Below are 23,813 nucleotides of genomic sequence, written 5' to 3'. Positions count from 1 at the left end.
GTCAGCTCGCCCCGTGTCCCGGCGCGAGTTCCTCCACCCTGCGGGCGAGATCGAAGTCGAGCACGGTGACGGCGCCGCCGACGCTGTGCGTGTTCACGGTGAGGGCGATCGTGTTGTAGCCGAGGGTGAGGTCGGAGTGGTGGTCGAGCTCCTCCTGCACCTGGGCGATGTGCACGACCATCGCGGTCGCCGCGAAGTGTGTGCCGAGCCGGTAGGTACGGGCGAGCCGGTCGCCGTCCAGCGACCAGCCGGGCAGCTCCGCCAGCCGCTCCTCGATCTCCTTGGGCTCCAGCGGTTCGACGGCCATGGACGTGATCCCTTCGTACGGCGGGTGAGGCGTGCGGGGCGGTGAGTCCGAGGTGGCTCAGGGGGCGGACCGGCCCCGAGAGGCAGCGGAGCGGGCCCTTCGCCCAGCGTGCCACAGCCGTCCCCCCTCGGCAGGGCACCCGGGGCGCGGCGGCTCCCCACGGCGGCCGGACGGGTGCCCGCCGGTCACCGCCCCGGGCGAACGTTCACGCGCCGCTCCTCGGCTACCGTCCTCCTATGAGCCCTGTCCCGTCCGGTTCCGCCGCCGTCCCGCGTATCTCCACCGACGGCGGTGTCGGGCCGCTGCTGCGCGCCTGGCGGGAGCAGCGCCGGGTGAGCCAACTGGAGCTCGCCCTGCGGGCGGAGTCCTCGGCCCGGCACATCAGTTTCATCGAGACGGGCCGTTCCCGCCCCAGCGAGGAAATGGTGCTGCGGCTCGCCGAGCACCTCGATGTGCCGGTCCGCGAGCGCAACGCGCTGCTGCTCGCGGCGGGTTACGCGCCGCGCTACGCGGAGACCCCGATCGACGACCCGTCGATGGACGCGCTGCGCGAGGGCATGGAACGGCTGATCCAGGGCTACGAGCCGTATCCGGCGCTGGTGCTCGACGCGAGGTACGACGTCCTGGCCGCGAACCGCGGGGTCGCCCTGCTGCTGGACGGTGTCACGGACCGGCTCCTCGTGCCGCCACTGAACGCGATGCGGCTGACCCTGCATCCGGAGGGCCTGGCGCCGCGCATCCGCAATCTGCGCACGTGGCGGGATCATCTGCTCGCCCAGATGGACCGGCAGATCGCGTTGCGCCGTTCGGAGCCGCTGCGCGCGCTGTACGAGGAGGTGGCGGCGTATCCGGTCCCGGACCGGGACGCGGAGGTGGACGACGACGAGCCGCTCGGTCCCGCGCCCCACTTCGCGCTCCCGATGCGGATCGAGCACGAGGGGCGGGTGCTGTCGTTCATCTCGTCCATCTCGACGTTCAACACCCCGATGGACGTGACGGTCGCCGAGCTGGCCATCGAGACGTTCCTCCCGGCGGACCCCGCAACGGGCAAGTACCTTCACTCGCTGCACGCGTGATCTTCTGTCAACAACGGCGGAGAGGGCGCCGGTGACGGTGGTGAGGCATGAGCGGCATGATGCCTACGGTGCGTCAGATCGCGCTGGCTGTAAGCATGTTGAGGCCAATCGATGATGGTTCCGCACGGACATGGCACACTGCACGCATACTTCGGCGCGTGGGGAGGCGTGGCGTGAGTGAGCGGCGGCCGGCACCCACGGTGGGGCAGGTGGTTCTGGGGCGACGGCTCCAGGAGCTGCGCGAGGCCGCCGGCCTGAAACGGGAGGAAGCCGCGCGTGTCCTGAGGGTCGCGCCGGCGACCGTGCGGCGGATGGAGATGGCCGAGGTCGCCCTCAAGATCCCTTACGTGCAGGTTCTGCTGACGACGTACGGTGTCTCCGAGGACGAGACGGACACCTTCGTGGCACTGGCCGAGGAGGCGAACGAACCGGGCTGGTGGCAGCGCTACCACGACGTGCTGCCTGACTGGTTCAGCATGCACGTCAGCCTGGAGGGCGCGGCCCGGCTGATCCGCAGTTACGAACCGCACTTCGTGCCAGGGCTGCTGCAGACCGAGGAGTACGCGCGGGCCGTGCTGGAGGCCGGGACCGTCGGGCAGACGGGTACCGAGGCCATCGACCGGCATGTGGCGCTGCGCATGAAACGGCAGGCGCTGCTCACCCGCGAGAACCCTCCCCACCTCTGGGTGATCATGGACGAGACGGCGTTGCTGCGTCCGGTGAGCATCCGGGGTGAGGTCATGCGCGACCAGATGGACCGGCTCCTCGAATGGGTCGAGCTCGATCACGTCACGCTTCAGGTCGCGGAGTTCGCGGCCGGCCCGCACCCGGGGACGTACACGTCCTTCGCGCTGTTCCGCTTCGCCGAGCGAGAGCTGCCGGACATCGTCTACAGCGAGTACGTGACCGGCGCTCTCTATCTCGACGCGCGCGAGGAGGTGGCCCTGCATCTGGAGGTGCTGGACCACATGTCGGCCCACTCCGCCTCCGCCGAACGCACCAAGGAGATCCTCCGGGAGTTCCGCGAGCGCTACTGAGCGGGCCCCGGCCCGGGGGACCTGTCCCGGCCGCCCCCTCCGTCCCCTGCGGCCTCTGTGTCCCTTGCGCGGTCCTCGTCCACGATCTCCGCGTCCACCACGTCCTCGTCGTCCTGCGCCTGCTCGGTCGGCACCTGCTCGGTGGGCGGCTGGTCCTGCGGGGCCGGCCTCTGCTGGGCCTGGGCGTACATGGCCTGGCCCATCTGCTGGCTGACGGTGGCCAGTTTCTCGATGGCGCCGCGCAGAGCGGCGGTGTCGGTGGAGGAGTCCTCCAGAAGCTCTTTCAGTTCGGCGGCCGACGAGGCGACCGCGTCCTTGGTGTCGGCGGGGATGCGTTCGTCGTTCTCGCGGACGAACTTCTCGGTCTGGTACACGAGTTGCTCGCCGTGGTTACGGGTCTCGGCCGCCTCCCGGTTGCGCCGGTCCTCCTCGGCGTACTGCTCGGCCTCGCGCACCAGGCGGTCGATGTCGTCCTTGGGCAGCGCGGAGCCGCCGGTCACGGTCATCTTCTGCTCGCGCCCGGTGGCCAGGTCCTTCGCGGAGACGTGGGTGATCCCGTTGGCGTCGATGTCGAAGGCCACCTCGATCTGCGGGACACCGCGCGGCGCGGGCGGCAGCCCGGTGAGGTCGAAGACGCCGAGCTTCTTGTTGTAGGCGGCGATCTCGCGCTCGCCCTGGTAGACCTGGATGCCGACCGAGGGCTGGTTGTCGGCGGCCGTCGTGAAGATCTCCGAACGCCGCGTGGGAATCGTGGTGTTGCGCTCGATGAGCGTGGTCATGATGCCGCCCTTGGTCTCGATGCCGAGGGACAGCGGGGTGACGTCGAGGAGCAGGACGTCCTTCACGTCTCCGCGGATCACACCGGCCTGGAGTCCGGCGCCGAGAGCCACGACCTCGTCCGGGTTGACGCCCTTGTGCGGGTCCCTGCCGGTGAGTTCCTTCACCAGGTCGGTGACGGCGGGCATCCGGGTGGATCCGCCGACCAGGATGACGTGGTCGACGGCGGACAGTTTCACACCGGCGTCCTTGACGGCCTGGTGGAAGGGGGTCTTGCAACGGTCGAGCAAGTCGGCCGTCAGCTCCTGGAACTGAGCACGCGTCAGTTTCTCGTCGAGGTGCAGGGGGCCTTGGGCGGTGGCGGTGATGTAGGGCAGGTTGACGGTGGTCTCGGTGGACGAGGACAGCTCGATCTTGGCCTTCTCCGCGCCCTCGCGCAGCCGTTGCAGAGCCATCTTGTCGTGTCCGAGATCGATGCCGTGCGCGGCCTTGAAGCGCTGGGCGAGGTGCTCGACGATCCGCTGGTCCCAGTCGTCACCGCCCAGCCGGGTGTCACCGTTGGTCGCCTTGACCTCGATGACCCCGTCACCGATCTCCAGGAGCGAGACGTCGAAGGTGCCGCCGCCCAGGTCGAAGACGAGGACGGTCTGCTCCTCCCCGCGGTCGAGCCCGTACGCCAGGGCCGCGGCGGTCGGCTCGTTGATGATCCGTAGGACCTTCAGCCCCGCGATCTCGCCCGCCTCCTTGGTGGCCTGGCGCTGCGCGTCGTCGAAGTAGGCGGGTACGGTGATGACGGCGTCCGTGACGTCCTGGCCCAGATAGGCCTCGGCGTCCCGCTTCAGCTTCTGCAGCACCCGCGCGGACAGCTCCTGGGCGCGGTAGCGGGTGCCGTCGATGCTGCCCTTCCCGGGAAACCGCCAGTTCACGTCGCCCATGTACCGCTTCACGGACCGCGCGGTGCGCTCCACGTTCGTCACGGCCTGCCGTTTGGCGACCTCGCCGACCAGCACCTCGCCGTTCTTGGCGAAGGCCACCACCGAGGGTGTGGTGCGTGCTCCCTCGGCGTTGGCGACGACCGTCGCCTCACCGCCCTCCAGGACGGCCACCACCGAGTTCGTCGTCCCCAGATCGATCCCGACCGCACGTGCCATGTCCGTCCCCTTCCGCCACGGCTCTGCCCGCCCCCAAGCGCATAGCCTGTGTTCTCGCTTGTCAATGGCGCGGACGGCGTACGCGGGCGGACACGCCGATGCCGCGCCCTCGCGGGGAGGACGCGGCATCGGCGTACGAGCGTCAGGCGAGCTTCGCCGACAGCGTGATCGTCGTACCGGTCAGGGCCTGGCTGACCGGGCAGTTCTTCTTGGCGTCCTCGGCCGCCGCGACGAAGCCGTCGTTGTCCAGGCCCGGCACCGTGCCCTCGACCGTGAGGTGGATGCCGGTGATGCCCTCGCCGGGCTGGAAGGTGACGTCGGCGTTGGTGAGGAGCTTGGTGGGCGGCGTCCCTGCACCCGCGAGGGCGTGCGACAGCGCCATGGAGAAGCAGCTGGAGTGGGCGGCCGCGATCAGCTCCTCGGGGCTGGTCTTGCCGTTCGCGTCCTGGGCCCGCGACGCCCACGTCACCGGCTGCTGGCCGATGCCGGAGGAGTCGAAGGTGACGACGCCGTTGCCCTCGAGCAGGTTGCCTTCCCACACGGTGTGTGCGGTGCGCGTGGTTGCCACGATGATTCCTTTCGGGTGTGGTCCCGTTGCCGGGGTCCGTGTCTCCCATCCGATCACACCTGGGCCCGGCGCACCCCGCGGTTCGGGCGGCGACCTGCCGGTGCGTGTCCGGGATTTCGCCGGACGGGGGCAGCGGGGGCTCAGGTCACCCGGAAGACCGGCCCGCGCGCGGTGAAGGGGAGCCGTGCGGCGTGCGGCACCAGATAGGCGTGCTCGCGCCGCACCCGCAGCACGTCGCAGTATCCGTCCGTGATCACCAGGACGGGAGCGCCCGGCGGGAAGTCGTCGGCGCGGTGCAGCAGATCGACGCCCGGCTGCAGCACGGTGCCGCCGCGCCCGTGCACCCGTACGCGTCCGGCGATCTCCGTGACGGGCAGATAGCCCGCGTCGTGCGGGGCGGCGTCGCAGAACACGACGCGGGCGGCCGGTACGTCGCGGGACCCGGCGTACGAGGCGATGGCGCCCAGCGCCTTGCCGAGCAGGGTGCGGTCCATGGAGGCGGAGGTGTCGAGCACGACGCCGAAGGTGCAGCGGGCGATCTCCTCGGGCGGGAACCAGCGGCCCGCACGGGGGATGTCCGGGGTGGCCGCCTGCCGGCGGGAGGGACGCGCGTACGACCGCAGCGGCTCGGGCCGGGGCACGAACTCGTCGAACCAGCGGGCGAGCCGGGCGTCCCAGGGCAGCGGCGGATGGCTGAGCGCGCGGATCTCCTCGACCAGACCACCGGGCAGGAAACCGCGCTCCTGCTGCTGGTGCAGATCGAGGCCCCGGGCCAGGCCGCGGCGGTAGAACTCGTCGAGGTCGACGTAGTCGCGCGCCGAGCCGAGCGGTCCGCCCAGGATGTCGCCCGTTCCCCTGCCGCGCAGCGTGGCGAGGCGGCGCATCCGGCGCAGATCGCCGGCGATCCGGTCGTACACCTCCTCGGCCGACAGGTCCTTCAGATCCGGGTCGTGCAGCAGCCCCTCGGGCATCGTGCCGATCTGCATCTCGCACAGCCACCCGTTGATCACATAGTCGGCGGCCACGTTGAAGAGGTACGGGTCCCGGGTGCCGCAGCGGTCGCCGTGGCGCAGGGCGGCGTGCAGCATCTCGTGGGCGAGGACGAACCGCCATTCCTCGTCGCTGAACGCGCACAGCGGGTTGATGTAGATCTCGGCCGCCTGGGTGTCCACGGCGGCGACGGAGATGTCGTGGGCGCGGGCGAGTTCGGCGTCGGCGACGAGGGTGATGCCCGCCGCGAGGCCGCCGAGCAGCGGGTAGGAGGAGACGAACCAGCTCAGCGCCCGCTCCCAGGGCCGGAGCGGAGTGGGTCCTTCGCTCATGGAGGCGCGTCTCCCGCCCGCCACGTCCATCGCGGCGGACATGGTGCCGATCAGCGCGTGCGCGAAGGACACCTGCCAGTCGGCCGGAGTGCTGCCGTGCCAGGCGTTCCAGGACACGAGGGCCTGGTCCGGGTCACCGCCCGCCGTGCCGCAGTGCTCGTACCGGGGCGGGATGCCGTCGCGGCGCCAGATCGCGGCGAGCCGTTCCTCGTCACCTTCGGGGTAGGAGTCCGGAAGGTCCTCGGGCGTCAGCCCCACCGAGAAGCCGAGCAGGAAGCGGTTCACCACCACGCAGCGGGCGGCGAGGTCGAAACGGTCCGGCTGCTCGCGCGTCCCGGCCGCGGCCGGGACATGGCCGAAGCCCAGATGGATGACGGCGTGCGCCAGGGCCCAGGCCCAGGCGACGGGTTCGGCGCGACGGGTCGGGTTGACGTGCACGGTCCCGTTGGAGTCGACGACCACCAGCCCGTCCCGGGGAGCCCGGGCGCACGTGTCCTCCCGGCAGACGCGGAAGCCGACCGCGCCCAGCGCCGGATTGGCCCGGACCAGCCGCAGCCCCTCGGCGAACGCCTCGGCGGCGGGATCGGGCTTGGCCTTGGCCTTCGCCCCGGCCTTGCGGGAACGGCTCACCGGCGCGCCTCCACCAGGCGCGGCATGTCCCGGGCCGCCTCCACCAGGAACCACGCGGGCAGAACCGGATTGCCGTCGGCGTCCGAGGCGATGACGCTCTGGGCGACCTCGACGGATATCTCGGCGAGCTGGATGAGCAGGGACTTCGCCCGGTACGCGGTCTGCCGGGCGTTCGCCGAGATGTGGTCCCGGCCGGCCGGGAGTTCCTTGACGAGGCGGCCGCGGAAGGACTCCGCGAGGTAGTAGAGGAGATCGCGGTCCTCGGTACGGGAGGGCCAGCGGGCGTCACCCTTGAGGATGGCCTCGATGCCGAAGCGACTGCGCACGATCTTGACGTAGCCGCAGAACGCGACGGCGTGCGCGGGCGTCAGCGTGCCGTGGGCGATCACCTTCAGGGTCTCCTCGTCGAGCGCGTCGCCGAAGGAGCCCAGCGCGTCGGAGAGCATGTGCCAGGAGCGCGGGGTGGAGAAGGGCTCCTCGGTCTTCGGCGGCTTGGACCACAGGTGGTCGGGGCGGTCGGTGAGGTGGTCGAGCACCCAGGGATGGATGTCGTTCTTGGCGGCCCAGACGAGCCAGTCCTTCGGAGAGGCCTCCAGATGGACGTGGGTGAGCCGGTTGATCAGCGCCGAGGCGATCGGGCGGGCGAGCGCGTTGTCCGTCGCCCGGTTGCCCGCGCCGATCACGATGGAGCCCTTCGGCAGCTCGTAGTCACCGATGCGGCGGTCCAGGATCAGCGAGTAGAAGGCCTTCTGCACATCGGGCGTCGCCGCGTTCAGCTCGTCCAGGAACAGGCAGTACGGCTCGTCGCGGGCGATGGCCTGCGGCGGGCAGAAGACGGAACGCCCGTCACGGATCTGCGGCACGCCGATCAGGTCCTCGGGCGCGAGCTGCGTACCCAGCAGGCTCACGCACTCCAGCCCGAGCGATTCGGCGAACTCCCTGACCAGGGAGGACTTTCCGATGCCGGGGGCACCCCAGAGGAAGACCGGCCGCACGGTGGCGAGACCGAGAAGCAGCTCCGGGACACGGGAGGGCGTGACGGTGACGGCTGCCTGCACAGGCGAGCTCCTTGAAGGGTGTTGAGAGAGGGGTGAGAGACGAGCGATGTGTGAGGGACGCGCGCGAAAGCGCGGCGTGCGATGCCCACAGTGTGGGCGCCGCACGATGTCCGCCGCCTCCCATTTTTTCCGGTGCCGGCGACCGGGTCGGCCGGTGAACGGGCCGGCTGTTCTCCGCCCCGCGGCGGAGCCGCCGCTCAGGCGGCCTGCTCGTCCGGGTGGGACGGCAGCGGTACTTGGGCGCCGTCGCACTCGCGCAGCCAGCGCCGCAGCACGTCGTGCACCCGCTCCGCGCCGACGAGTCCGGTGTCCGGGCCGGTGGGTCCCGTGGCCGCGCCGACGAGTCCGGTGTCCGGGCGGGCGGGGTCCCTGTCCGCGCTGGCCGGTGCGGACAGGGTGAGCGGAGAGAGCAGGAACGGGTGCCCCTGGGCGCCGCCGAGCCCGCCGTGCGAGCCGATCTGCTCCTCGAAGGCGAGGACTTCGCCCTCGACGGGGTCGTACCAGGAGTTGACCATGATGTCGGCGGTGTGCGGGAACGTGTGCGTGCGCCGCACCGCGTCGGCGGCGCCGGGACCGAAGTCGGCCAGTGGGCCCGGGTGTTCGTCGTCGAGCCGGCCCACCGGCACCTCGGCGCCGTGCGCCCCGAGCACGAGGCCGCCGTGCTCCTCGCTGCGCACCAGGAGGAAGCCGATGCCCGGGTGGTTGGCGAGCGTGGACAGCAGCGCGGGGTGGCGCCGGTCGATCTCCTCCCGGCTCATCCGGTGCGTGACGTCGGGGAAGGAGACGAGGCCGAGGTTGCCCGAGGCCAGGACCAGCGGCTCGGAGCGGCGCCTCGCCGGTCCGCGCCGCTCCTCGCGCTCCTCGACCGGTCTGCGCAGCGCGGCCCGGACGGCGGTGCGGGCCTCGGCACCGCTGTGGGTCCCGCGGGCCCTGCGGGGCACGGGCAGCCCGCAGCCGGCCCGGACCAGATTGCCGAGGCTGAGGCCGTACCTGGTCAGGAAGGTCTCGCCGGGGCTCTGGCCGTGGTCGGAGAGCACGACGATCCGGTACGGCCGCGGGGCGTGCTCGGCGACCTTCTCGATGAGCGCGAGCGACCGGTCGAGCCGCTCCAGGATCCTCTCCGTGTCCCGGCTGCGCGGCCCGGAGTGGTGCGCCACCTCGTCGTAGGCCACCAGGTCCGCGTAGACCGCGTTGCGCCCGGCGAGCATGTCGCCGATCACCGCGGCGACCACGACGTCCCGCTCGACGACGGTCGCGAAGGCGCGGACGAACGGGTACAGCCCGCCGCGTTTGACGCGGGGGCGTCGCCGCTGGAGGCGGGCCCGGGTGGACTGGCCCGTCTCCCTGAAGACCTCGGCCACGAACGACATCGCCGTACGGACGGCATTGGCCGGGTCGGAGAAGTAGGCGAAGTAGCCGGCCCGCGAGCGGTTGTCCCGTCCCCTGCGCGCGGCGACGGACAGCACGAGGGCCAGCTCGTCGGCGCCACCGCTGAAGAGGTTGCCCCGGCTCGCGCCGCCGGCGGTGAGCAGGCCGCCGTCGCCGGTGTGCGCGACGGCCCGCCGCTGGAGCTCGGCGGCGCTGGTCGGCCGGTTGCAGACCATGACCTCCTGGGTGTCTTTCTCGTACCAGCGGAAGGCGGGGACGTCGTGGTTGCTGCCGTGCAGGATGCCGAGCTGGCTGGCGCCGGTCTGGCTGGACCAGTCGGTTCTCCACGGGGTGAGCCGGTGGGTGGGGCGCTTCCCGTCGAGCCATCGGGCGGCGGTGGGCATCAGACCCTTGCCGATCGCCTCGCGCAGCACGTCGTGTCCGACGCCGTCGAGCTGGAGGAAGACCACGCCGTGAGTCGAGGGGCCGGGGCGTCCGGTGGCGCGTCTGCGGCGCCGGTCGGCGAGCCGGTAGAGGCGGCGCCGGTACGCGTCGTCGTCCCGTACGGCGAGGGCGGCACCGGTGGCCGAGGCGACGGCCGACATGACGGCGGCGACGACCACGGCGGTCTCGGGGGCCGCCTCGCCGTGCCCGGAGGGGTTGAGCCGCAGGGCGATCAGCAGCAGCGAGCCGTTCAGGAAGAAGACGAGCAGGCCCAGCACCAGGGCGGGGACGAGCAGCAGGGCGCGCACGAGCAGGGGCCACACCAGCGCCGACAGAAGACCGAAGACGCCCGCGCCGGCCGCCGCGGTGACGGCGATCCGTGTCGCGCTGTCCCCGCTCTCCGACTGGAGCCGGAAGTCGGGCAGCGCACCGGCGAGGACGAGCATGGTGAGCGTGGACACGGCCCACACCGTGATGCTGCGCCCCGCCGCGCTGGCGAGGCGCCGCCAACGTCCTTTGTCCACGCCCAGTCCACCTCACGTCCCGGCCCGCCCGGTCCGCGCGGCCCGCTCCCACCCTGTCACAACGGCCGGAGATCCCCAGAAGTCCCCACAAGCCGCGCGAAGTCCCTCAGGAGGCTTCCCCGGATGCCCCTTTGCCGGGACTCACCGCGGGTGGGAGATCAACGGCCGTCGTAGCCCGCCGTCGGCATCGACAGACGGCGGTGGACCCTGGCCTTCATCTGGGCGTCGTACGACGGTTCGGCGGTGCCCACGGTCTCGACGCGGACACCGCGGCGCGCGCACTCGGCGGTGAACTCCTCCACCGAGGCGAGCGCGCGCTCCAGCACCCGGCGGCTGGGCGCGACGAACAGGTCCACGAGACCGGCCTCGACATCCGCCCACAGGCTGCGGTGGTCCGGGCGCAGCCCGCGTACGAGAAGTTCCCGGGTGACGACGTAGCCGTGCTCGGCGGCCCAGCGGGCGCACATCGCGTGCTGGCTGCGGGAGTCGACGAGAAAGGGGTCCTCGTCGAGCTCTTCCAGAGGTGTCAGGCTCGCGATCGCCGTGACGCGAAGCGACGGGGAGCGCGGTACGGGGCCGCCGCGCTCGTGCGAGCGTTTGAGGGCGTGCGTGCCGGAGGCACCGCGTGCGTCTCCCATGGTGTCCCCCTCACCTCATGGTTTCGCCGCAGACCCTACTCCTGCCCGTAGGCTCGGGGGGAGTCGTGCGAAGGAGGCAAAGAGGTGCCGGTGGAGATCACCTGGTGGGGGCACGCCACCTGCACGCTGGAGGACTCCGGGACACGCGTGCTCACCGATCCCCTCTTCGCGCGCCGGCTCGCACACCTGCGGCGCAGGCGCGGGGCGCCGCCCCCTCCCCCGGCTGCGGTCGCCGACGTCGCGCTGGTCTCCCACCTGCACGCCGACCATCTGCATCTTCCCTCGCTGGCGCGACTGGCCCCGGGTACCCGGCTGCTCGTGCCGCGCGGTGCGCCGCGTTCGGTGCCCGGACTGCGCAAGCTGGACCATCTGCGGCTCACGGAGGTCGCGCCCGGTGACCGCACCCGCGTCGGTGACCTGGCCGTCCGTACGGTTCCGGCACGGCACGACGGACGCCGGCTGCCGATCGGACCACACCGCTCCCCCGCCGTGGGGTACGTGATCGAGGGCGAGGCGCGGACGTACTTCGCCGGGGACACGGGGCTGTTCGCGTCGATGGCCGAGGAGGTCGGACCGGTCGACGTGGCCCTGCTGCCGGTGGGCGGCTGGGGCCCGTATCTCGGGGAGGGGCATCTCGACGCGGGGCGTGCCGCCGAGGCGCTCGTCGCGTTGCGTCCGCGCAGCGCTGTGCCGGTGCACTACGGCACGTTCTGGCCCATCGGGATGGATGCCGTGCGCCCCCATGAATTCCACGCGCCGGGTGAGGAGTTCGTGCGCCTGGCCGCCGAGCGCACGCCCCAGGTGGCGGTTCATCTGCTGAGGCAGGGCGAGAGCGTGCGTCCGGAAGCCGCTCGGTGATGTCCTGGTCCGCCGGGGCGATGGCTCCCCCGGCCCTTCAGTCGGTCAAGAGCGGGGCTCTTCTGTCGCTCAAGGGCACGACCCTCGTGTCACTCAAGGGCACCGCACCGCTGATGCTCCTGTCCGCCCCGGCTCCTACCGTCCCGCCGGAGTCCACTCAGCAGGCGATCGGCTATCCGTCGCTGTTCCTGCTGGTGCTGATCGGCGCTCTGGTGCCGGTGGTGCCGACGGGGGCGCTGGTGAGTTCGGCGGCGGTCGTGGCCTTCCACCAGACGTCACCCTTCGCGCTGCTCATGGTGTTCCTGGTCTCCTCGGTCGCCGCGTTCCTCGGTGACATGTCGCTCTACTGGCTCGGCCGGCGCGGCATGGGTTCGAGGAACGGATCGCGCTGGCTGGAGGCGATCCGGGAACGCGCCCCCGAGGACCGGCTCGCCCGGGCGCAGCAGAAGCTCGCCGACCACGGCATCGCCGTCCTCGTCCTGTCCCGCCTCGTACCTGCGGGCCGGATTCCGGTGATGCTGGCCTGCCTGATCGCGAAGATGCCGCTGCGCGTCTTCGCCCGCGGGGACATCCCTGCCTGTCTCGCCTGGGCGGCCACCTACCAGATCATCGGCATCCTCGGCGGCTCGCTCTTCCCCGAGCCGTGGCAGGGCGTGGTGGCGGCGGTGGCGCTGACCGTGGCGATCAGCCTGACGCCGGGTGTGTGGCGCAGGTTCCGCGGCACGAAACCCTCGTAGGGCGGCGAAGCACCGTCACTCCAGCACCCGGGAACCTCCCACCGCCAGATCCCACAGGTTCTCCCGGGCCAGGCCCGCCCGCTCCCACGCCGCCCGTACCCGCCGCAGCGGTTCCAGCACCGGTTCGGCCGAGAGCACGAAGGTGCCCCAGTGCATCGGGGCCATCCTCCGCGCGCTCAGGTCGACGGCTGCCTGCACGGCCTCTTCCGGGTCGCAGTGCACGTCGCTCAGCCACCAGCGGGGGTCGTACGCGCCGATGGGCAGGAGGGCGAGGTCGATCCCCGGGTGGCGCTGCCCGATGCGGGTGAACCAGTGGCCGTATCCGGTGTCGCCCGCGAAGTAGACGCGTCGGCCCTCGGGTGCCGTGAGCACCCAGCCGCCCCACAGGGAACGGCAGGTGTCGGTGAGGGTGCGCTTGGACCAGTGGTGGGCGGGGACGAAATCGAAGCGGACGCCGTCGAGTCGGGCCGCTTCCCACCAGTCGAGCTCGGTGATCCGGGTGAACCGGCGCCGCCTGAACCAACGTCCGAGGCCGGCCGGTACGAACACCGGTGTGTCGCGCGGGAGTCGGCGCAGGGTCGGTGCGTCCAGATGGTCGTAGTGGTTGTGGCTGACGACGACCGCGTCGACGCGCGGCAGTGTGCTCCAAGCCACGCCGACCGGGGTGATCCGGGCCGGGGTTCCCACGATGCGGCGGGACCAGACCGGGTCGGTGAGCACGGTGAGCCCGCCGATCCGGATCACCCAGCTCGCGTGCCCCGCCCAGGAGACGGCGACCGTCCGGGCGTTCACGGCGGGCAGCGGTTCCGGCTCGAAGGGCAGCAGCGGGATCTCGGCGAGCCCTTCGGCACGCGGCCGGAGCGCGCCCTCACGGACGAGCCGCGCGAAGGCCCGCAGGCCGGGCAGCGGGGCGGTCAGCCGGTTCGCGAAGGACCGGGGCCACAGGCGCCGCTCGCCGAGCGGGCGGGGCTCGGCGAGGGGCGCGGGAGGGAGGACGACGGGGCGTCCGGGCGCCGGGGCGGCCGGGGGCGCGGGATCGCCGGTGGCCTGGGCCGTCGTGCTCGTGGTCGACTCGGACTGCTGCGTCATCGAGGAGACTCCCGTCGCTCGGCGTCGTCGCGGAGATCGCCGAAGGCCGACCCCACGATGGTCAACGCGCGCTGCACATGCGGCAGTTCCAGCGGTGCGGGGGAGACGAGCGCTTCCTCCCGCTCCTCGTCCGTGGAGCCGAGCAGTGGTCCGGTGCCGAGGCGGACCCGGAGGGCGGCGAGGTCGTCGCCGAAGCGGTGTCCGCCCGGCGCGGGCATGCCGAGCCGGGCGGAGAGGTGGTCCTCCAGGTCCTGCGCGTCACCGACGCCGCGCGCGCCGAGGGCGGACCGGAACGCGCCGAGGTCGACGTACAGGTGCCGGCCGGCCTGCGGGGGGCGCGCGACGGCTCCGGCGGCACCCACCGCGCGGTGGACGGCGTCGGCCACGCAGGCGTGCAGGCGTACGGCGGCGGTGAGCCGTTCGGTGACCGCGGCGGGCTCGCCGAGCGCGTACGCGGCCGCGGCGGCGACCGGTTCGGCGACGCGCGCGCCGAGCACGGTGAGCACGTCGAGGACGCGGGAACGCAGGGACGCGCCCGCCGCGTTGTCGGGGAAGCGGGCGACGGCGGCGGGCCAGCCCTGCGGCAGGAAGGCACCCGCGAGGTCGGCGATCACGGAGACGTCGTCGGGGAGCATCTCGGCGGGGCTGAGCAGCACGGTGTCCCGCGGCTCGTGCAGGGTGTCGCGCCAGGTCTCGTCGCTGACGATGTGCAGTCCCTCGCCCGCCGCGGCCTCCACGGCCTCGTGCACCACCTCGGGCGGTGCGACGGTGGCGGTCGGGTCGTCGGCGACGGACAGCAGGAGCAGCCGCGGGTCGCCGCCCTCCGCGCGGACCCTGCGGACGGTCTCCAGGAGGGCGTAGGGATCGGGGACGCCGCCGCACTCCGCGGGCGTCGCCACGTGGAACACGGATCTGCCCAGCAGGCGTGCCTGCGGCGCCCACCAGGCGGCGCACGGGCGGGGCATGAGGATGTCGCCGCCGAGCGCGCCGGTCAGGGCCAGCAGCAGCGCGGGGGCTCCGGGGGCGGCCGCCACCCGGTCGGGTGCGGCACGCAGTCCGCGCCGGGTCCAGTAGCCGCTGGCGGCGTCGAGGAGCACGGGGCCGCCGCCGCAGGGTTCGGCGGCGGAGCGGTTCGCGGCGGCGGCCAGAACGGAGCGGAGTTCCGGGAGCACGGGCAGGCCCTGGTCGGGCAGGGGCGGACCGTACCGGAGCGGTCCGTGGCCTTCAGGGTCCGTCCGCCGCATACCTGCCTCCGCACCGTGGATGCCGCCGTTCCCTGTTCCGGAGCCCGCCCGCCGTACGGTTCCGGGTGCCTTCGTCCTCTCGTACGGCTCACCGGGCGCCGCTCGCCGGCCTGCGGGGTGAACCGCTCAGCGCCCGGAGGCATGCCGTCCCGTGTGTCCTCTCGCGTGTGTCTGTCACATCGTCAGCCGCCGTGCCGTCCACCGCCACCGTGGCCTCCGCCTGTCACCTCCGCCGTCGGCGCAGTCTGTGCACCCGTTGCGCGGCCGCGCCCAGGGCCCCGGCGATCAGCAGTCCGCCGGCGACCAGGGCCGGCACGGAGTCGGTGAACACCCCGCCCTCGCCGGCGTGTACACCTCGCTGGATCGTGGGCGGACGTTCACCCACGCCGGTGTCGGAGCCGGTCCCGCTGTCGGGACCATGGGTCGCCGTGGCGCCGCGGGCCACGGCGTACGAGGCGGTCCACTGCTTCCCGTGACCACCCGGGGGCGCGGGACAGACCCCGCCGACGTTCCACCGTCCGTCGGCGCCCCCGGTGTCGGGGCCCGCGATGTCGGGGCCCGCGATGTCCGGTTCCACCGTGCCGGGAGCGGCGGTGCCGGAACCCACGGCGTCCGGGCTCAGCGGTTCGGGAACCGTGTCGGGCCCCACCGTGTCCGGGCCCAGGTCGTCGGGGGCCACCGAATCCGGACCGACCGTCTCCGGGGCCACCGAATCCGGGCCCACCGTGTCCGGGCTGTCGGTGTCGGGGATCAGCAAGTCGGGGACCACGGGGTCACCGGCGCCGGGAGCGGGGACCTGGGCATCGGGCACGACGGTGGCCCAGCCCTCGGGAGCGGAACTCACCGCTCCAGCTCGCGCGCCCGCGGGCACGTCGGCGGAGTTCTTCGCGTCGGAGTTCGCCGCCGCGCCGGAACCGTTCGTACCGGGGCTCACCTCGTCGAAGCCGCGCCCGGACTCCTCCGTGGCGGAACCTGCGGCCGGATCGGGTTCGCCGGACCCGATGTGGGCGGTGCCGCTGTAGGAGGCGGCGCCCGCGGCGCCCGGGCCGGCGCCCTCGACGCGGTGAAGCTGGACCTTGCCCTCCTGGAAGCCCTGGGAGCTGGCGTCGATGGAGTCGGGCAGGGTCCCCCCGATCGCGTCGCAGCTGACCGTGACGGTGACGGTGCCACCGGGTTCGACTGAGCCCGGACTGACCTCCGCGGCCGGATCCGCGGCCGCGCCCGACGCGGCGGCGCCGAGAGCGGCGCCGGCCAGGGCGGTGGCGTACAGGACACGGGCGGTACGGCGCATGAGCGGGGCTCCTTCGGCGGGCTGCGGTCCGAGAGCCACGGCCGTCGTGTCCCTCGGGCCCATCAGAGCCCGTCGCACCGCCGGGCGCGAACGGCCGGGCACCATTCGCGGGAAAGCGGGGGCCCGAGCGGGTGACATCGCGGCCGGGCCGCGACCGGTCCCCCGTACCCACCGTGCGATGCCGCCCGCCCCCGGAAACCCGCCCCACCCGGAGCCCGCACGACACCCACGGCCGGAGCCCCCACCGCACCCATGGCCGGAGCCCCGACCGGATCGACGCGGGCGGCAGGTGGTGCCGTAGCGGGCAACGTTCGCCCTGTATCCGCCTGGGGCGTCAGCTCGTACCGAGTGGTGCGCTCTCCTCGGCGTCGAGCTGATGGTCCGCCCAGACGTAGCTCTCGGGAAGCAGGTCGGTGACGGGCACCGTCCGGAGGCTGTCGTTCGTCCCGACGATGACCTCGAGGGCCGGGAAGTAGTCGAGAAGGACCTGGCGGCAGCGGCCGCACGGGGGCACGACGCCTCGGTCACGGTCACCCACGGCGACGATGGTGTCCAGGTCATAGGCGCCCTGGGCGGCAGCGGTGCCGATCAGGACCAGCTCCGCGCAGGGGCCTCCGGTGAAGTGATAGGCGTTCACCGCGGTGACGATCCTGCCGTCGCGGGCGCGGGCCGCGGCCGCCATGGTGTGGTTGTCGCCCCGGCAGCGTGTGGCCGCGACGTGCGCCGCTGCCCGGATCAGTTCGTGGTCGACATGATCGGTCTGTGTGGTCATCTTCCCTGCCTTCTTGCACGGTCGGGCGACGTTGGCCCTGTCGGCGACGGCGCGTGGGCGCCGGTCGTCGGCGTGGCGGTTTCGCCGGACGAGGTAGCGAAGGATCATGCTGCCCTGTTGTAGCCGACCCGCCGCCCGCGGCGTGGTTCGCGGTCGGGGTCCTTGTGCTTTCCGGCGCGCTCGGCCCCCTGCCGGCCCGGGTGGGGCACCAGGTCGAGCGGCCCGAACGCGTCCGTGCAGGGTGACGGCCACGCGCCGCCCGGCACGGCACCGGGCGGCGCGTCACATCACGACAGGGCGAACGTTGCCTGCTACGTCGCTAGGCCGCGTCGCGCATGATCTGGTCGCGCATTCGCGTGCAGCAGCGGCTGATGAGGCGGGAGACATGCATCTGGGAGATGCCCAGTTCGTCGGCGATGCGGCTCTGGGTCATGTCGCTGAAGAACCGCATGTAGAGGATGGCCCGTTCCCGTTCGGGCAGGGCCTGGAGCCGGGGTTTGACGGCCTCGCGGTCGATGACGGTGTCGAGTGCCGGATCCGGCGAGCCGAGGGCGTCGCTGAGGGAGTAGCCGTCCTCGCTGCCCGGCAGTTCGGCGTCCAGGGAGAGCGCGGTGAAGCTCTCCAGGGCCTCCAGACCCGTGAGGACGTCCTCCTCACTCATGCGGGCGTGCTCGGCCAGCTCGGCGACCGTCGGCCGGCGGCCCGGGATGGTCTGCGACAGGTCCTGGGCGGCGAACCGGACCCGGTTGCGCAGGTCCTGGACCCGGCGCGGCACGTGCAGAGTCCACATGTGGTCACGGAAGTGGCGCTTGATCTCGCCGGTGATCGTCGGCACCGCGTAACTCTCGAAGGCGTTGCCGAGCTCGGGGTCGTAGCGGTCGACGGCCTTGACCAGTCCGAGCGCCGCGACCTGGCGCAGGTCCTCGGCACTCTCGCCGCGGTTGCGGAAGCGGCCCGCGAGCCGTTCGGCCATCGGCAGCCAGGACTCGACGATCTCGGCACGGAGTGCGTCGCGCCGCTGTCCCGGGGGGAGGGCCGCGAGCCTGCGGAATGCCTCCCCGGTGTCGGGGGCGTCGTGGTGCGGATGGTGCGTCGCGCTCGCTTGAGTTCGCATGGTGCGTCGCAACTCCCTTGATGGTGCCATGTGATGGACAGTCATCGTGGGAACGCACCCGTGCGCCGGACGAGTACACCCATGGCGCGGATAGCCGCTCCCACGGACGTGCCTCCTGTCCGAAGCACTGCAACTGCGTCTGCCCCGCGCCATGCGGAGCAAACACCCTCCGATTCTCCCTGACGCCTGCCCGCCCGTCCTCCCCGGGGCCCCTCTCCGGCTTCCCCGTGGTGGTGGCACCCGGGGTCAGGGCAGGGTCAGGGCCGGCGCCCGACCAGGCAGAGCAGTTTCGTCTGGACGTCGGCGCCGGGCGGTGGCTCCTCCGGGGCCGCGAAGAGTCCGCTCTTCTCCAGCTCCGCCGCGTGCGGGGTGACCTCCCGGACCGCGAAGGACAAGAGATCCTCGGGAAGTTGTTCGTCGGCGCCGATGGCGCGGGACAGGTCCCAGGTGTGGACCGTCAGGTCGGTGACGAGCTGCGCGCAGTAGTCGTCCGCCGGCAGGTCCCCGAAGGAGAGGTGGACCGTGCGGTCGAGCGCGCCCGGCTCGGCGAACACCGCGCGGGAGGCATCGGCCACGGCCTCCCAGGCGGCGACCGGGTCGGGACCGAGCAGGTCGCCGGCCAGGCTGTCGCCGACCGCGTCGACGGTGGCGCCGTCACGGACCAGCGCGGGCACCCAGGCCTGCTCGGAGACGAGGTGACCCACGAGATCGCGCACGGTCCAGGCGGTGCAGGGCGTGGGGGCCTCCCACTGGTCGTCGTGGATCGCGTGGACCCGGCGGCCGAAGAGCTCCAGGGCCTCCGCCTGCCGGACCAGGACCGAATGCGGCTCGCTCATTCCGGCGGCACCCCCGCCGCTCCGCGTTCCCGGGCACCGTCGCGCGTGCGGCCCGCCGTGACGGGCCGCCGCGGGTGGCGGCGCAGGTACTCGCCCTCGAGCTGGGCCATACGCACGTTATGGGTGTGCAGCGCGTCGTTCGAGCCGTGCAACAGCGTGTCGTGGCGGGTGCGGTGGATGGCCTCCAGCTCTTTCATGAGCTGCTGATCGTCCAGCCGGTCCGGGTCGACTCCGGTCATGGTGCTACCCCGCTCGTCGTGGCCGTCGGTGCGGTCCGGACGTCCACCCCGGGCAGACACTGCCCCGAGCGGCCTCCGGGAGGGAGCCGTGGGTCGAGACCCACTCCCTCCACTCTACGAACATCCGGGGTGCCGGGCCTCCCCGGGACGGGCCCGGCGTCCGGCGTCCCCACCGTGACCGACCGGACAGGTCCTACCGCTCGCGCTCCACGCGGCGCTCGTCCCACACGGGCTCCCGTGTCTCCCGTACCCGGCCGTCCGAGCCGAAGACCAGGTAGCGGTCGAAGGAGCGGGCGAACCAGCGGTCGTGGGTGACCGACAGGACCGTCCCCTCGTACGCCTCCAGGCCCTCCTGAAGTGCCTCCGCGGACTCCAGGTCGAGGTTGTCGGTCGGCTCGTCCAGCAGCAGGGCCGTCGAGCCCTCCAGCTCCAGGAGAAGGATCTGGAAACGTGCCTGCTGGCCGCCCGACAGCTTCTCGAAGCGCTGCTCGGCCTGCGCGGTCAGCTCGTAGCGGCGCAGCCGGGACATCGCCGCTCCGCGGTCCTGCGAGTGCTCGGTCCACAGGATGTCCAGGAGCGTGCGGCCCTCCAGTTCCGGGTGGGCGTGCGTCTGCGCGAAGTGGCCGGCGACCACGCGGGCGCCGAGCTTCCACTCTCCGGTGTGCGCGACGTCGCCGCCCGCGAGCAGCCGCAGGAAGTGCGACTTTCCCGAGCCGTTGGAGCCGAGGACGGCGACGCGTTCGCCGTAGTAGATCTCCAGGTCGAACGGTTTCATCAGACCGGTGAGCTCGAGTCCCTTGCAGGTCACGGCCCTCACCCCGGTCCGTCCGCCGTGCAGCCGCATCTTGATGTCCTGCTCGCGCGGCGGCTCCGGAGGCGGTCCGGCCTCCTCGAACTTGCGCAGCCGGGTCTGCGCCGCCGCGTAGCGGGACGCCATCTCATGGCTGACGGCGGCCGCCTGACGGAGGTTCAGGACCAGCTTCTTGAGCTGCGCGTGCTTCTCGTCCCAGCGCCTGCGCAGCTCCTCGAAGCGCGCGAACCGCTCCCGCCTGGCCTCGTGGTAGGTCGCGAATCCGGCACCGTGCACCCAGGCGTCCGCGCCGGCCGGGCCGGGCTCGACGCTGATGATCTTCTGGGCGGCGCGGGCGAGGAGTTCGCGGTCGTGGGAGACGAACAGGACGGTCTTGCGGGTCTCCTTGAGCCGCTCCTCCAGCCAGCGCTTGCCGGGCACGTCGAGATAGTTGTCCGGCTCGTCCAGGAGCAGCACCTCGTCGGTGCCGCGCAGCAGCGCCTCGAGCACCAGGCGCTTCTGCTCGCCTCCGGACAGGGTCCTCACCTGCCGCCACTGCGCCTTCTCGTAGGGGACACCGAGGGCGGCCATCGTGCACATGTCCCACACGGTCTCGGACTCGTATCCGCGGACCTCGGCCCAGTCGGAGAGCGCCTGCGCGTAGCGGAGCTGTGCCGCCTCGTCGTCCACGGTCATCATGGCGTGCTCGGCGGCGTCCACAGCCTCGGCGGCCTGACGGATACGGGGCGGGGCCACGGAGACGAGCAGCTCGCGCACGGTCGTCTCGTCGCGTACGGACCCCACGAACTGGCGCATCACCCCGAGCCCGCCGCCCACGTTGACGGTTCCTCCATGGGACTTCAGCTCCCCCGAGATCAGCCGCAGCAGCGTCGTCTTCCCGGCACCGTTGGGCCCCACCAGAGCCACGACGGCGCCTTCCCCGACCCGGAACGACACATCGCCGAGCAGCGCCCTCCCGTCGGGAAGGTAGTACTCAAGGTGCGCGGCTTCGAGATGTCCCATGGGCAGGCATTCTCCGGGGAGCGGGGGTGCGGGGCAAACGCGTATGCGACGAAGGGCCGGGGGCGGAGGCGGGAACCGCCTGATCCGGGGTAGACGGACCCGCATGACCACGATCCCGGATGTCGACCTGACCGCCCTCGTACCGGGCCGCCACGCCCTTCGGGACCGCCTGCTCGGCCTGGACTGCCGGCTCTTCGAGGCGGTCGCGGCGCGGCACTGGCCGGGCGGCGACCCCGTGCTGCCGCGGCTGAGCCGGAGCGCGAACCACGGTGTCCTGTGGTTCGCGACGGCCGCCGCCGTGGCGGCGAGCCGCACCCCGCGGGCCCGCCGGGCCGCCGCACGCGGTGTCGCCTCGCTCGCCCTGGCCTCCGCCGCGATCAACACCCTCGGCAAGCGCTCGGTGCGCCGCACCCGCCCCGGTCTCGGCCCGGTCCCCGCCGTCCGGCAGCTCAAGCGGCAGCCGATCACCACATCGTTCCCGTCGGGGCACGCCGCCTCCGCCGCCGCCTTCGCCACGGGGATGGCACTGGAGTCCCGCGGCTGGGGCGCGGCCGTCGCACCGCTGGCCGCGGCGGTGGCACTGTCCCGCGTCTACACCGGCGTCCACTTCCCGAGCGATGTCCTGGCCGGTGCGGCCCTCGGTGTCGGCGCCGCGTACGCCGTGCGGGCGCTGGTGCCCACCCGCGGCCGGCTGACCCCACCCGGCCGTCCGCGCGCCGACGCGCCCGCGCTGGCCGACGGTGAGGGCGAGGGCCTGGTCATGGTGGCCAACACGGGCTCGGGCACCTCGGAGCGGGTCGGCGCGCTGGCCGGCGCGCTGCCGGGGGCCGAGATCGTGGAGTGCGAGCCCTGCGACCTGCGGGAGGAGCTGGAGAAGGCGGCGGCCCGCGCCCGGGTGCTGGGCGTGTGCGGCGGCGACGGCACGGTGAACACCGCGGCCGAGGTCGCCGTGCGCCACGGGATCCCCCTCGCCGTGCTGCCGGGCGGCACGCTCAACCACTTCGCCCACGATCTCGGCGTGGAGGGCGAACGCGATCTGGTCCGCGCGCTCCAGGAGGGCGAGGCGGTCCAGGTGGACGTGGGCCGGTTCGCCTCGGGCGGCACGACCGGCATCTTCCTCAACACGTGCAGCCTGGGCATCTATCCGGAGCTGGTGCGCGAGCGGGAGAACTGGTCCAGGGTGATCGGCAGCTGGCCGGCGGGAGTGCTGGGCGCCCTGCGTGTGCTGCGCGCCGACCATCACCCGCTGCGGGCCGAACTCGGCGGCCGTACGCACCCGTTGTGGCTGCTGTTCGCCGGCAACGGCACGTACCACAGGATGGGCCTGGCACCCGCCCGCCGCTTCGACCTCGCGGACGGCCGCCTCGACGTAAGGGTCGTGCACGGCGGCCGTCACCCCGCGGTGCGGCTGCTGGCCGCGGCCTTCGCGGGTCCCCTCACCCGCTCGCCCGCGCACGCGGCCGTACGGGTGGGCCGCCTGCGCATCGAGGGCGTGGCTCCCGGCACGCTGCTGGCCTACGACGGTGAAGTCACCGAGGTGAGCGGCGAGGTGACCCTGAGCAAGAGCCGCGAGGCGCTGACCGTCTACCGCCCGTTTCCCGCGCACTGACCCGTTCCCGCGCGTCGCCCCCCGCCGGCCGGGCCCGTACGTCGTCCCCTCGCAACCGTCCGCGCTCACCCGCGCCGGCTGCCGCCGCCCACACAGTGTCCACATCGCAAGATACGGGTCTCATTATTCGGCATGACCGCGTACGGTGATGACATCGCCTCAGGGAGTGCGTACACCTCCACGAGGCCCGTACGAGAAGGGGATCGGTCATGTCGCAGTCGCAGTCGCAGTCGAAACCGCAGGAGACCGCCGTCTACACCCACGGCCATCACGAGTCGGTGCTGCGCTCCCACACCTGGCGTACAGCCGCCAACTCGGCGGCCTACCTGCTCGACTCGCTGAAGCCGCACATGAAGATCCTCGACATCGGCTGCGGACCGGGCACCATCACCGCGGACCTGGCCGAACGGGTGCCGGACGGCCACGTCACCGGCGTCGACCACGCTCCCGGCATCCTCGACCAGGCACGCCGGACGACGGCCGAACGCGGCCTGGACAACGTCGAGTTCGCCGTCGCCGACGTCCACGCGCTGGAGTACCCGGACGACACGTTCTGCGTGGTCCACGCCCACCAGGTGCTCCAGCACGTGGGTGATCCGGTGCAGGCGCTGCGCGAGATGCACCGGGTCACCAAGCCCGGCGGGCTCATCGCGGTCCGCGACGCGGACTTCTCGTCCATGACCTGGTACCCGTCCACCCCGGGCATGGACGCGTGGCTGGACCTGTACCTGCGCGTCGCCCGCGCCAACGGGGGCGAGCCCGACGCCGGCCGCCGTCTCAAGTCCTGGGCGCTGTCAGCCGGGATCCGGGACATCACGGCCACGTCGAGCACCTGGACCTTCGCCACCGAGGACGAGCGGGAGTGGTGGAGCGGGCTGTGGGCCGACCGCACGCTCGCCTCGGCGTACGCGGAGCGGGCGACGGAAGGGGGCCACGCGGACACGGGCGGACTGCGGGCGGTGTCGGACGCCTGGCGGCAGTGGGGACGGCAGGAGGACGGCTGGTTCTCCGTCCTGCACGGAGAAATTCTCTGCCGAAAGGAAGCCTGATTCCGCGATATCCGGAAATCCGGAAAGCAGGAGGTCTCACACTATGGTTCCCATCCTGCTCGTTCTGTTGCTCGCGCTGATTCTCTTCGGTGCCGGATTCGCACTGAAGATTCTGTGGTGGATAGCGCTGGTGGTCATTGTCCTGTGGCTGCTCGGATTCCTGGTGCGCGGCACGAGCGCTTCCGGAAGCCGGGGCCGCTGGTACAGGTGGTAGCTCTTCCCTCTTCGGGAAGAGCTCGGGGAGAAACAGCTTGGCGCGGAG

The 23,813-nt window shown here is 72.5% G+C and carries 22 protein-coding genes and 1 pseudogene; 7 read left to right on the top strand and 16 right to left on the bottom strand.

What is annotated here, in order from left to right; all coding sequences use genetic code 11:
* Position 1: 1 nt before the first annotated feature.
* Complete coding sequence (locus tag OG410_RS33380) at positions 2-307, bottom strand: 4a-hydroxytetrahydrobiopterin dehydratase (RefSeq protein ID WP_329302508.1); 306 nt, start codon at positions 305-307, stop codon at positions 2-4.
* Positions 308-543: 236 nt separating this feature from the next.
* Here OG410_RS33380 and OG410_RS33375 point away from each other — a divergent pair, with 236 nt between their 5' ends.
* Positions 544-1,383, top strand: coding sequence for a helix-turn-helix domain-containing protein (locus OG410_RS33375; RefSeq protein ID WP_329302507.1), 840 nt, complete (start codon positions 544-546; stop codon positions 1,381-1,383).
* A 173-nt stretch (positions 1,384-1,556) separates the two neighbouring features.
* Positions 1,557-2,420, top strand: a complete 864-nt coding sequence (locus OG410_RS33370) for a helix-turn-helix domain-containing protein (RefSeq protein WP_328446345.1) — start codon at positions 1,557-1,559, stop codon at positions 2,418-2,420.
* Here OG410_RS33370 and dnaK read toward each other — a convergent pair.
* From dnaK to OG410_RS33340, 6 genes are all read right to left on the bottom strand, one after another.
* A complete protein-coding gene (gene dnaK, locus OG410_RS33365; RefSeq protein ID WP_329302506.1) occupies positions 2,414-4,348 on the bottom strand; it encodes a molecular chaperone DnaK in 1,935 nt (644 codons plus the stop codon). The two genes, OG410_RS33370 and dnaK, sit on opposite strands and share 7 nt — an antisense overlap.
* A gap of 142 nt (positions 4,349-4,490) precedes the next feature.
* Positions 4,491-4,916 (bottom strand): OsmC family protein, encoded by a 426-nt coding sequence (locus OG410_RS33360; RefSeq protein WP_261705012.1) that lies wholly within the window; start codon positions 4,914-4,916, stop codon positions 4,491-4,493.
* A 140-nt stretch (positions 4,917-5,056) separates the two neighbouring features.
* Positions 5,057-6,868 (bottom strand): vWA domain-containing protein, encoded by a 1,812-nt coding sequence (locus OG410_RS33355; protein WP_329302505.1) that lies wholly within the window; start codon positions 6,866-6,868, stop codon positions 5,057-5,059.
* Positions 6,865-7,926 carry an ATP-binding protein gene (locus tag OG410_RS33350; RefSeq protein WP_328446361.1) on the bottom strand — a complete coding sequence of 354 codons (1,062 nt, stop codon included), beginning with the start codon at positions 7,924-7,926 and terminating at the stop codon, positions 6,865-6,867. The genes OG410_RS33355 and OG410_RS33350 overlap by 4 nt, the downstream gene beginning before the upstream one ends.
* Before the next feature lie 197 nt (positions 7,927-8,123).
* Positions 8,124-10,184, bottom strand: coding sequence for an alkaline phosphatase family protein (locus tag OG410_RS33345; RefSeq protein WP_443063926.1), 2,061 nt, complete (start codon positions 10,182-10,184; stop codon positions 8,124-8,126).
* Positions 10,185-10,420: 236 nt separating this feature from the next.
* Positions 10,421-10,900 (bottom strand): hypothetical protein, encoded by a 480-nt coding sequence (locus OG410_RS33340; protein ID WP_329302503.1) that lies wholly within the window; start codon positions 10,898-10,900, stop codon positions 10,421-10,423.
* An 84-nt stretch (positions 10,901-10,984) separates the two neighbouring features.
* On the opposite strand from OG410_RS33340, the gene OG410_RS33335 reads away from it, so the two are divergent.
* Together OG410_RS33335 and OG410_RS33330 are read left to right on the top strand one after the other, a co-directional pair.
* Positions 10,985-11,758 carry an MBL fold metallo-hydrolase gene (locus OG410_RS33335; RefSeq protein ID WP_329302502.1) on the top strand — a complete coding sequence of 258 codons (774 nt, stop codon included), beginning with the start codon at positions 10,985-10,987 and terminating at the stop codon, positions 11,756-11,758.
* Positions 11,759-11,871: 113 nt separating this feature from the next.
* Positions 11,872-12,495 (top strand): DedA family protein, encoded by a 624-nt coding sequence (locus tag OG410_RS33330; protein WP_329304321.1) that lies wholly within the window; start codon positions 11,872-11,874, stop codon positions 12,493-12,495.
* Positions 12,496-12,510: 15 nt separating this feature from the next.
* On the opposite strand, the gene OG410_RS33325 is transcribed toward OG410_RS33330, so the two are convergent.
* The 9 genes and pseudogenes from OG410_RS33325 to OG410_RS33285 all read right to left on the bottom strand — a co-directional run bounded on the left by OG410_RS33325 (position 12,511) and on the right by OG410_RS33285 (position 20,893).
* Complete coding sequence (locus OG410_RS33325; RefSeq protein ID WP_329302501.1) at positions 12,511-13,584, bottom strand: MBL fold metallo-hydrolase; 1,074 nt, start codon at positions 13,582-13,584, stop codon at positions 12,511-12,513.
* Positions 13,581-14,828 (bottom strand): aminotransferase class I/II-fold pyridoxal phosphate-dependent enzyme, encoded by a 1,248-nt coding sequence (locus tag OG410_RS33320; RefSeq protein WP_329302500.1) that lies wholly within the window; start codon positions 14,826-14,828, stop codon positions 13,581-13,583. The genes OG410_RS33325 and OG410_RS33320 overlap by 4 nt, the downstream gene beginning before the upstream one ends.
* A 223-nt stretch (positions 14,829-15,051) precedes the next feature.
* Positions 15,052-16,119: a hypothetical protein gene (locus OG410_RS33315; RefSeq protein ID WP_329302499.1), complete on the bottom strand. Its 1,068-nt coding sequence runs from the start codon at positions 16,117-16,119 to the stop codon at positions 15,052-15,054.
* 334 nt (positions 16,120-16,453) lie between these two features.
* Positions 16,454-16,891 carry a cytidine deaminase gene (locus OG410_RS33310; RefSeq protein WP_329302498.1) on the bottom strand — a complete coding sequence of 146 codons (438 nt, stop codon included), beginning with the start codon at positions 16,889-16,891 and terminating at the stop codon, positions 16,454-16,456.
* Between the two features lie 113 nt (positions 16,892-17,004).
* Positions 17,005-17,130 (bottom strand): annotated as a pseudogene (locus OG410_RS33305) (IS630 family transposase); the annotation flags it as partial.
* A gap of 80 nt (positions 17,131-17,210) precedes the next feature.
* Positions 17,211-18,005, bottom strand: coding sequence for an RNA polymerase sigma factor SigF (locus tag OG410_RS33300; protein ID WP_329302497.1), 795 nt, complete (start codon positions 18,003-18,005; stop codon positions 17,211-17,213).
* A 257-nt stretch (positions 18,006-18,262) separates the two neighbouring features.
* The gene (locus tag OG410_RS33295; protein ID WP_329302496.1) at positions 18,263-18,841 is read right to left on the bottom strand and encodes a TIGR03086 family metal-binding protein; all 579 of its coding nucleotides are present in this window, start codon (positions 18,839-18,841) and stop codon (positions 18,263-18,265) included.
* Positions 18,838-19,080, bottom strand: coding sequence for a DUF6158 family protein (locus OG410_RS33290; RefSeq protein ID WP_329302495.1), 243 nt, complete (start codon positions 19,078-19,080; stop codon positions 18,838-18,840). Before OG410_RS33290 ends, OG410_RS33295 begins: the two co-directional genes overlap by 4 nt.
* 193 nt (positions 19,081-19,273) lie before the next feature.
* Complete coding sequence (locus OG410_RS33285; protein WP_329302494.1) at positions 19,274-20,893, bottom strand: ABC-F family ATP-binding cassette domain-containing protein; 1,620 nt, start codon at positions 20,891-20,893, stop codon at positions 19,274-19,276.
* A gap of 103 nt (positions 20,894-20,996) precedes the next feature.
* Between OG410_RS33285 and OG410_RS33280 the strand changes: the two genes are divergently transcribed.
* From OG410_RS33280 to OG410_RS33270, 3 genes are all read left to right on the top strand, one after another.
* Entirely contained in the window at positions 20,997-22,502 is a 1,506-nt protein-coding gene (locus OG410_RS33280; RefSeq protein ID WP_329302493.1) for a bifunctional phosphatase PAP2/diacylglycerol kinase family protein, read from the top strand.
* 209 nt (positions 22,503-22,711) lie between these two features.
* Positions 22,712-23,551, top strand: a complete 840-nt coding sequence (locus OG410_RS33275) for a class I SAM-dependent methyltransferase (protein WP_329302492.1) — start codon at positions 22,712-22,714, stop codon at positions 23,549-23,551.
* Between the two features lie 43 nt (positions 23,552-23,594).
* Complete coding sequence (locus OG410_RS33270; RefSeq protein ID WP_326784621.1) at positions 23,595-23,765, top strand: hydrophobic protein; 171 nt, start codon at positions 23,595-23,597, stop codon at positions 23,763-23,765.
* Positions 23,766-23,813 lie beyond the last annotated feature (48 nt).

Source organism: Streptomyces sp. NBC_00659 (genome assembly GCF_036226925.1).
Taxonomy (GTDB): domain Bacteria; phylum Actinomycetota; class Actinomycetes; order Streptomycetales; family Streptomycetaceae; genus Streptomyces.
Note: the sequence above shows the minus strand (reverse complement) of the source record. Positions and strands in the feature narration are given on the sequence as shown.

Excerpts from the sequence above, each read along its gene's own strand:
- OG410_RS33380 (WP_329302508.1), bottom strand. The coding sequence starts at position 307 with ATGGCCGTCGAACCGCTGGAGCCCAAGGAGATCGAGGAGCGGCTGGCG.
- OG410_RS33375 (WP_329302507.1), top strand. The coding sequence starts at position 544 with ATGAGCCCTGTCCCGTCCGGTTCCGCCGCCGTCCCGCGTATCTCCACC.
- dnaK (WP_329302506.1), bottom strand. The coding sequence starts at position 4,348 with ATGGCACGTGCGGTCGGGATCGATCTGGGGACGACGAACTCGGTGGTG.
- OG410_RS33345 (WP_443063926.1), bottom strand. The coding sequence starts at position 10,184 with ATGCTCGTCCTCGCCGGTGCGCTGCCCGACTTCCGGCTCCAGTCGGAG.
- OG410_RS33340 (WP_329302503.1), bottom strand. The coding sequence starts at position 10,900 with ATGGGAGACGCACGCGGTGCCTCCGGCACGCACGCCCTCAAACGCTCG.
- OG410_RS33330 (WP_329304321.1), top strand. The coding sequence starts at position 11,872 with ATGCTCCTGTCCGCCCCGGCTCCTACCGTCCCGCCGGAGTCCACTCAG.
- OG410_RS33325 (WP_329302501.1), bottom strand. The coding sequence starts at position 13,584 with ATGACGCAGCAGTCCGAGTCGACCACGAGCACGACGGCCCAGGCCACC.
- OG410_RS33320 (WP_329302500.1), bottom strand. The coding sequence starts at position 14,828 with ATGCGGCGGACGGACCCTGAAGGCCACGGACCGCTCCGGTACGGTCCG.
- OG410_RS33315 (WP_329302499.1), bottom strand. The coding sequence starts at position 16,119 with ATGCGCCGTACCGCCCGTGTCCTGTACGCCACCGCCCTGGCCGGCGCC.
- OG410_RS33310 (WP_329302498.1), bottom strand. The coding sequence starts at position 16,891 with ATGACCACACAGACCGATCATGTCGACCACGAACTGATCCGGGCAGCG.
- OG410_RS33300 (WP_329302497.1), bottom strand. The coding sequence starts at position 18,005 with ATGCGAACTCAAGCGAGCGCGACGCACCATCCGCACCACGACGCCCCC.
- OG410_RS33295 (WP_329302496.1), bottom strand. The coding sequence starts at position 18,841 with ATGAGCGAGCCGCATTCGGTCCTGGTCCGGCAGGCGGAGGCCCTGGAG.
- OG410_RS33290 (WP_329302495.1), bottom strand. The coding sequence starts at position 19,080 with ATGACCGGAGTCGACCCGGACCGGCTGGACGATCAGCAGCTCATGAAA.
- OG410_RS33285 (WP_329302494.1), bottom strand. The coding sequence starts at position 20,893 with ATGGGACATCTCGAAGCCGCGCACCTTGAGTACTACCTTCCCGACGGG.
- OG410_RS33280 (WP_329302493.1), top strand. The coding sequence starts at position 20,997 with ATGACCACGATCCCGGATGTCGACCTGACCGCCCTCGTACCGGGCCGC.
- OG410_RS33275 (WP_329302492.1), top strand. The coding sequence starts at position 22,712 with ATGTCGCAGTCGCAGTCGCAGTCGAAACCGCAGGAGACCGCCGTCTAC.
- OG410_RS33270 (WP_326784621.1), top strand. The coding sequence starts at position 23,595 with ATGGTTCCCATCCTGCTCGTTCTGTTGCTCGCGCTGATTCTCTTCGGT.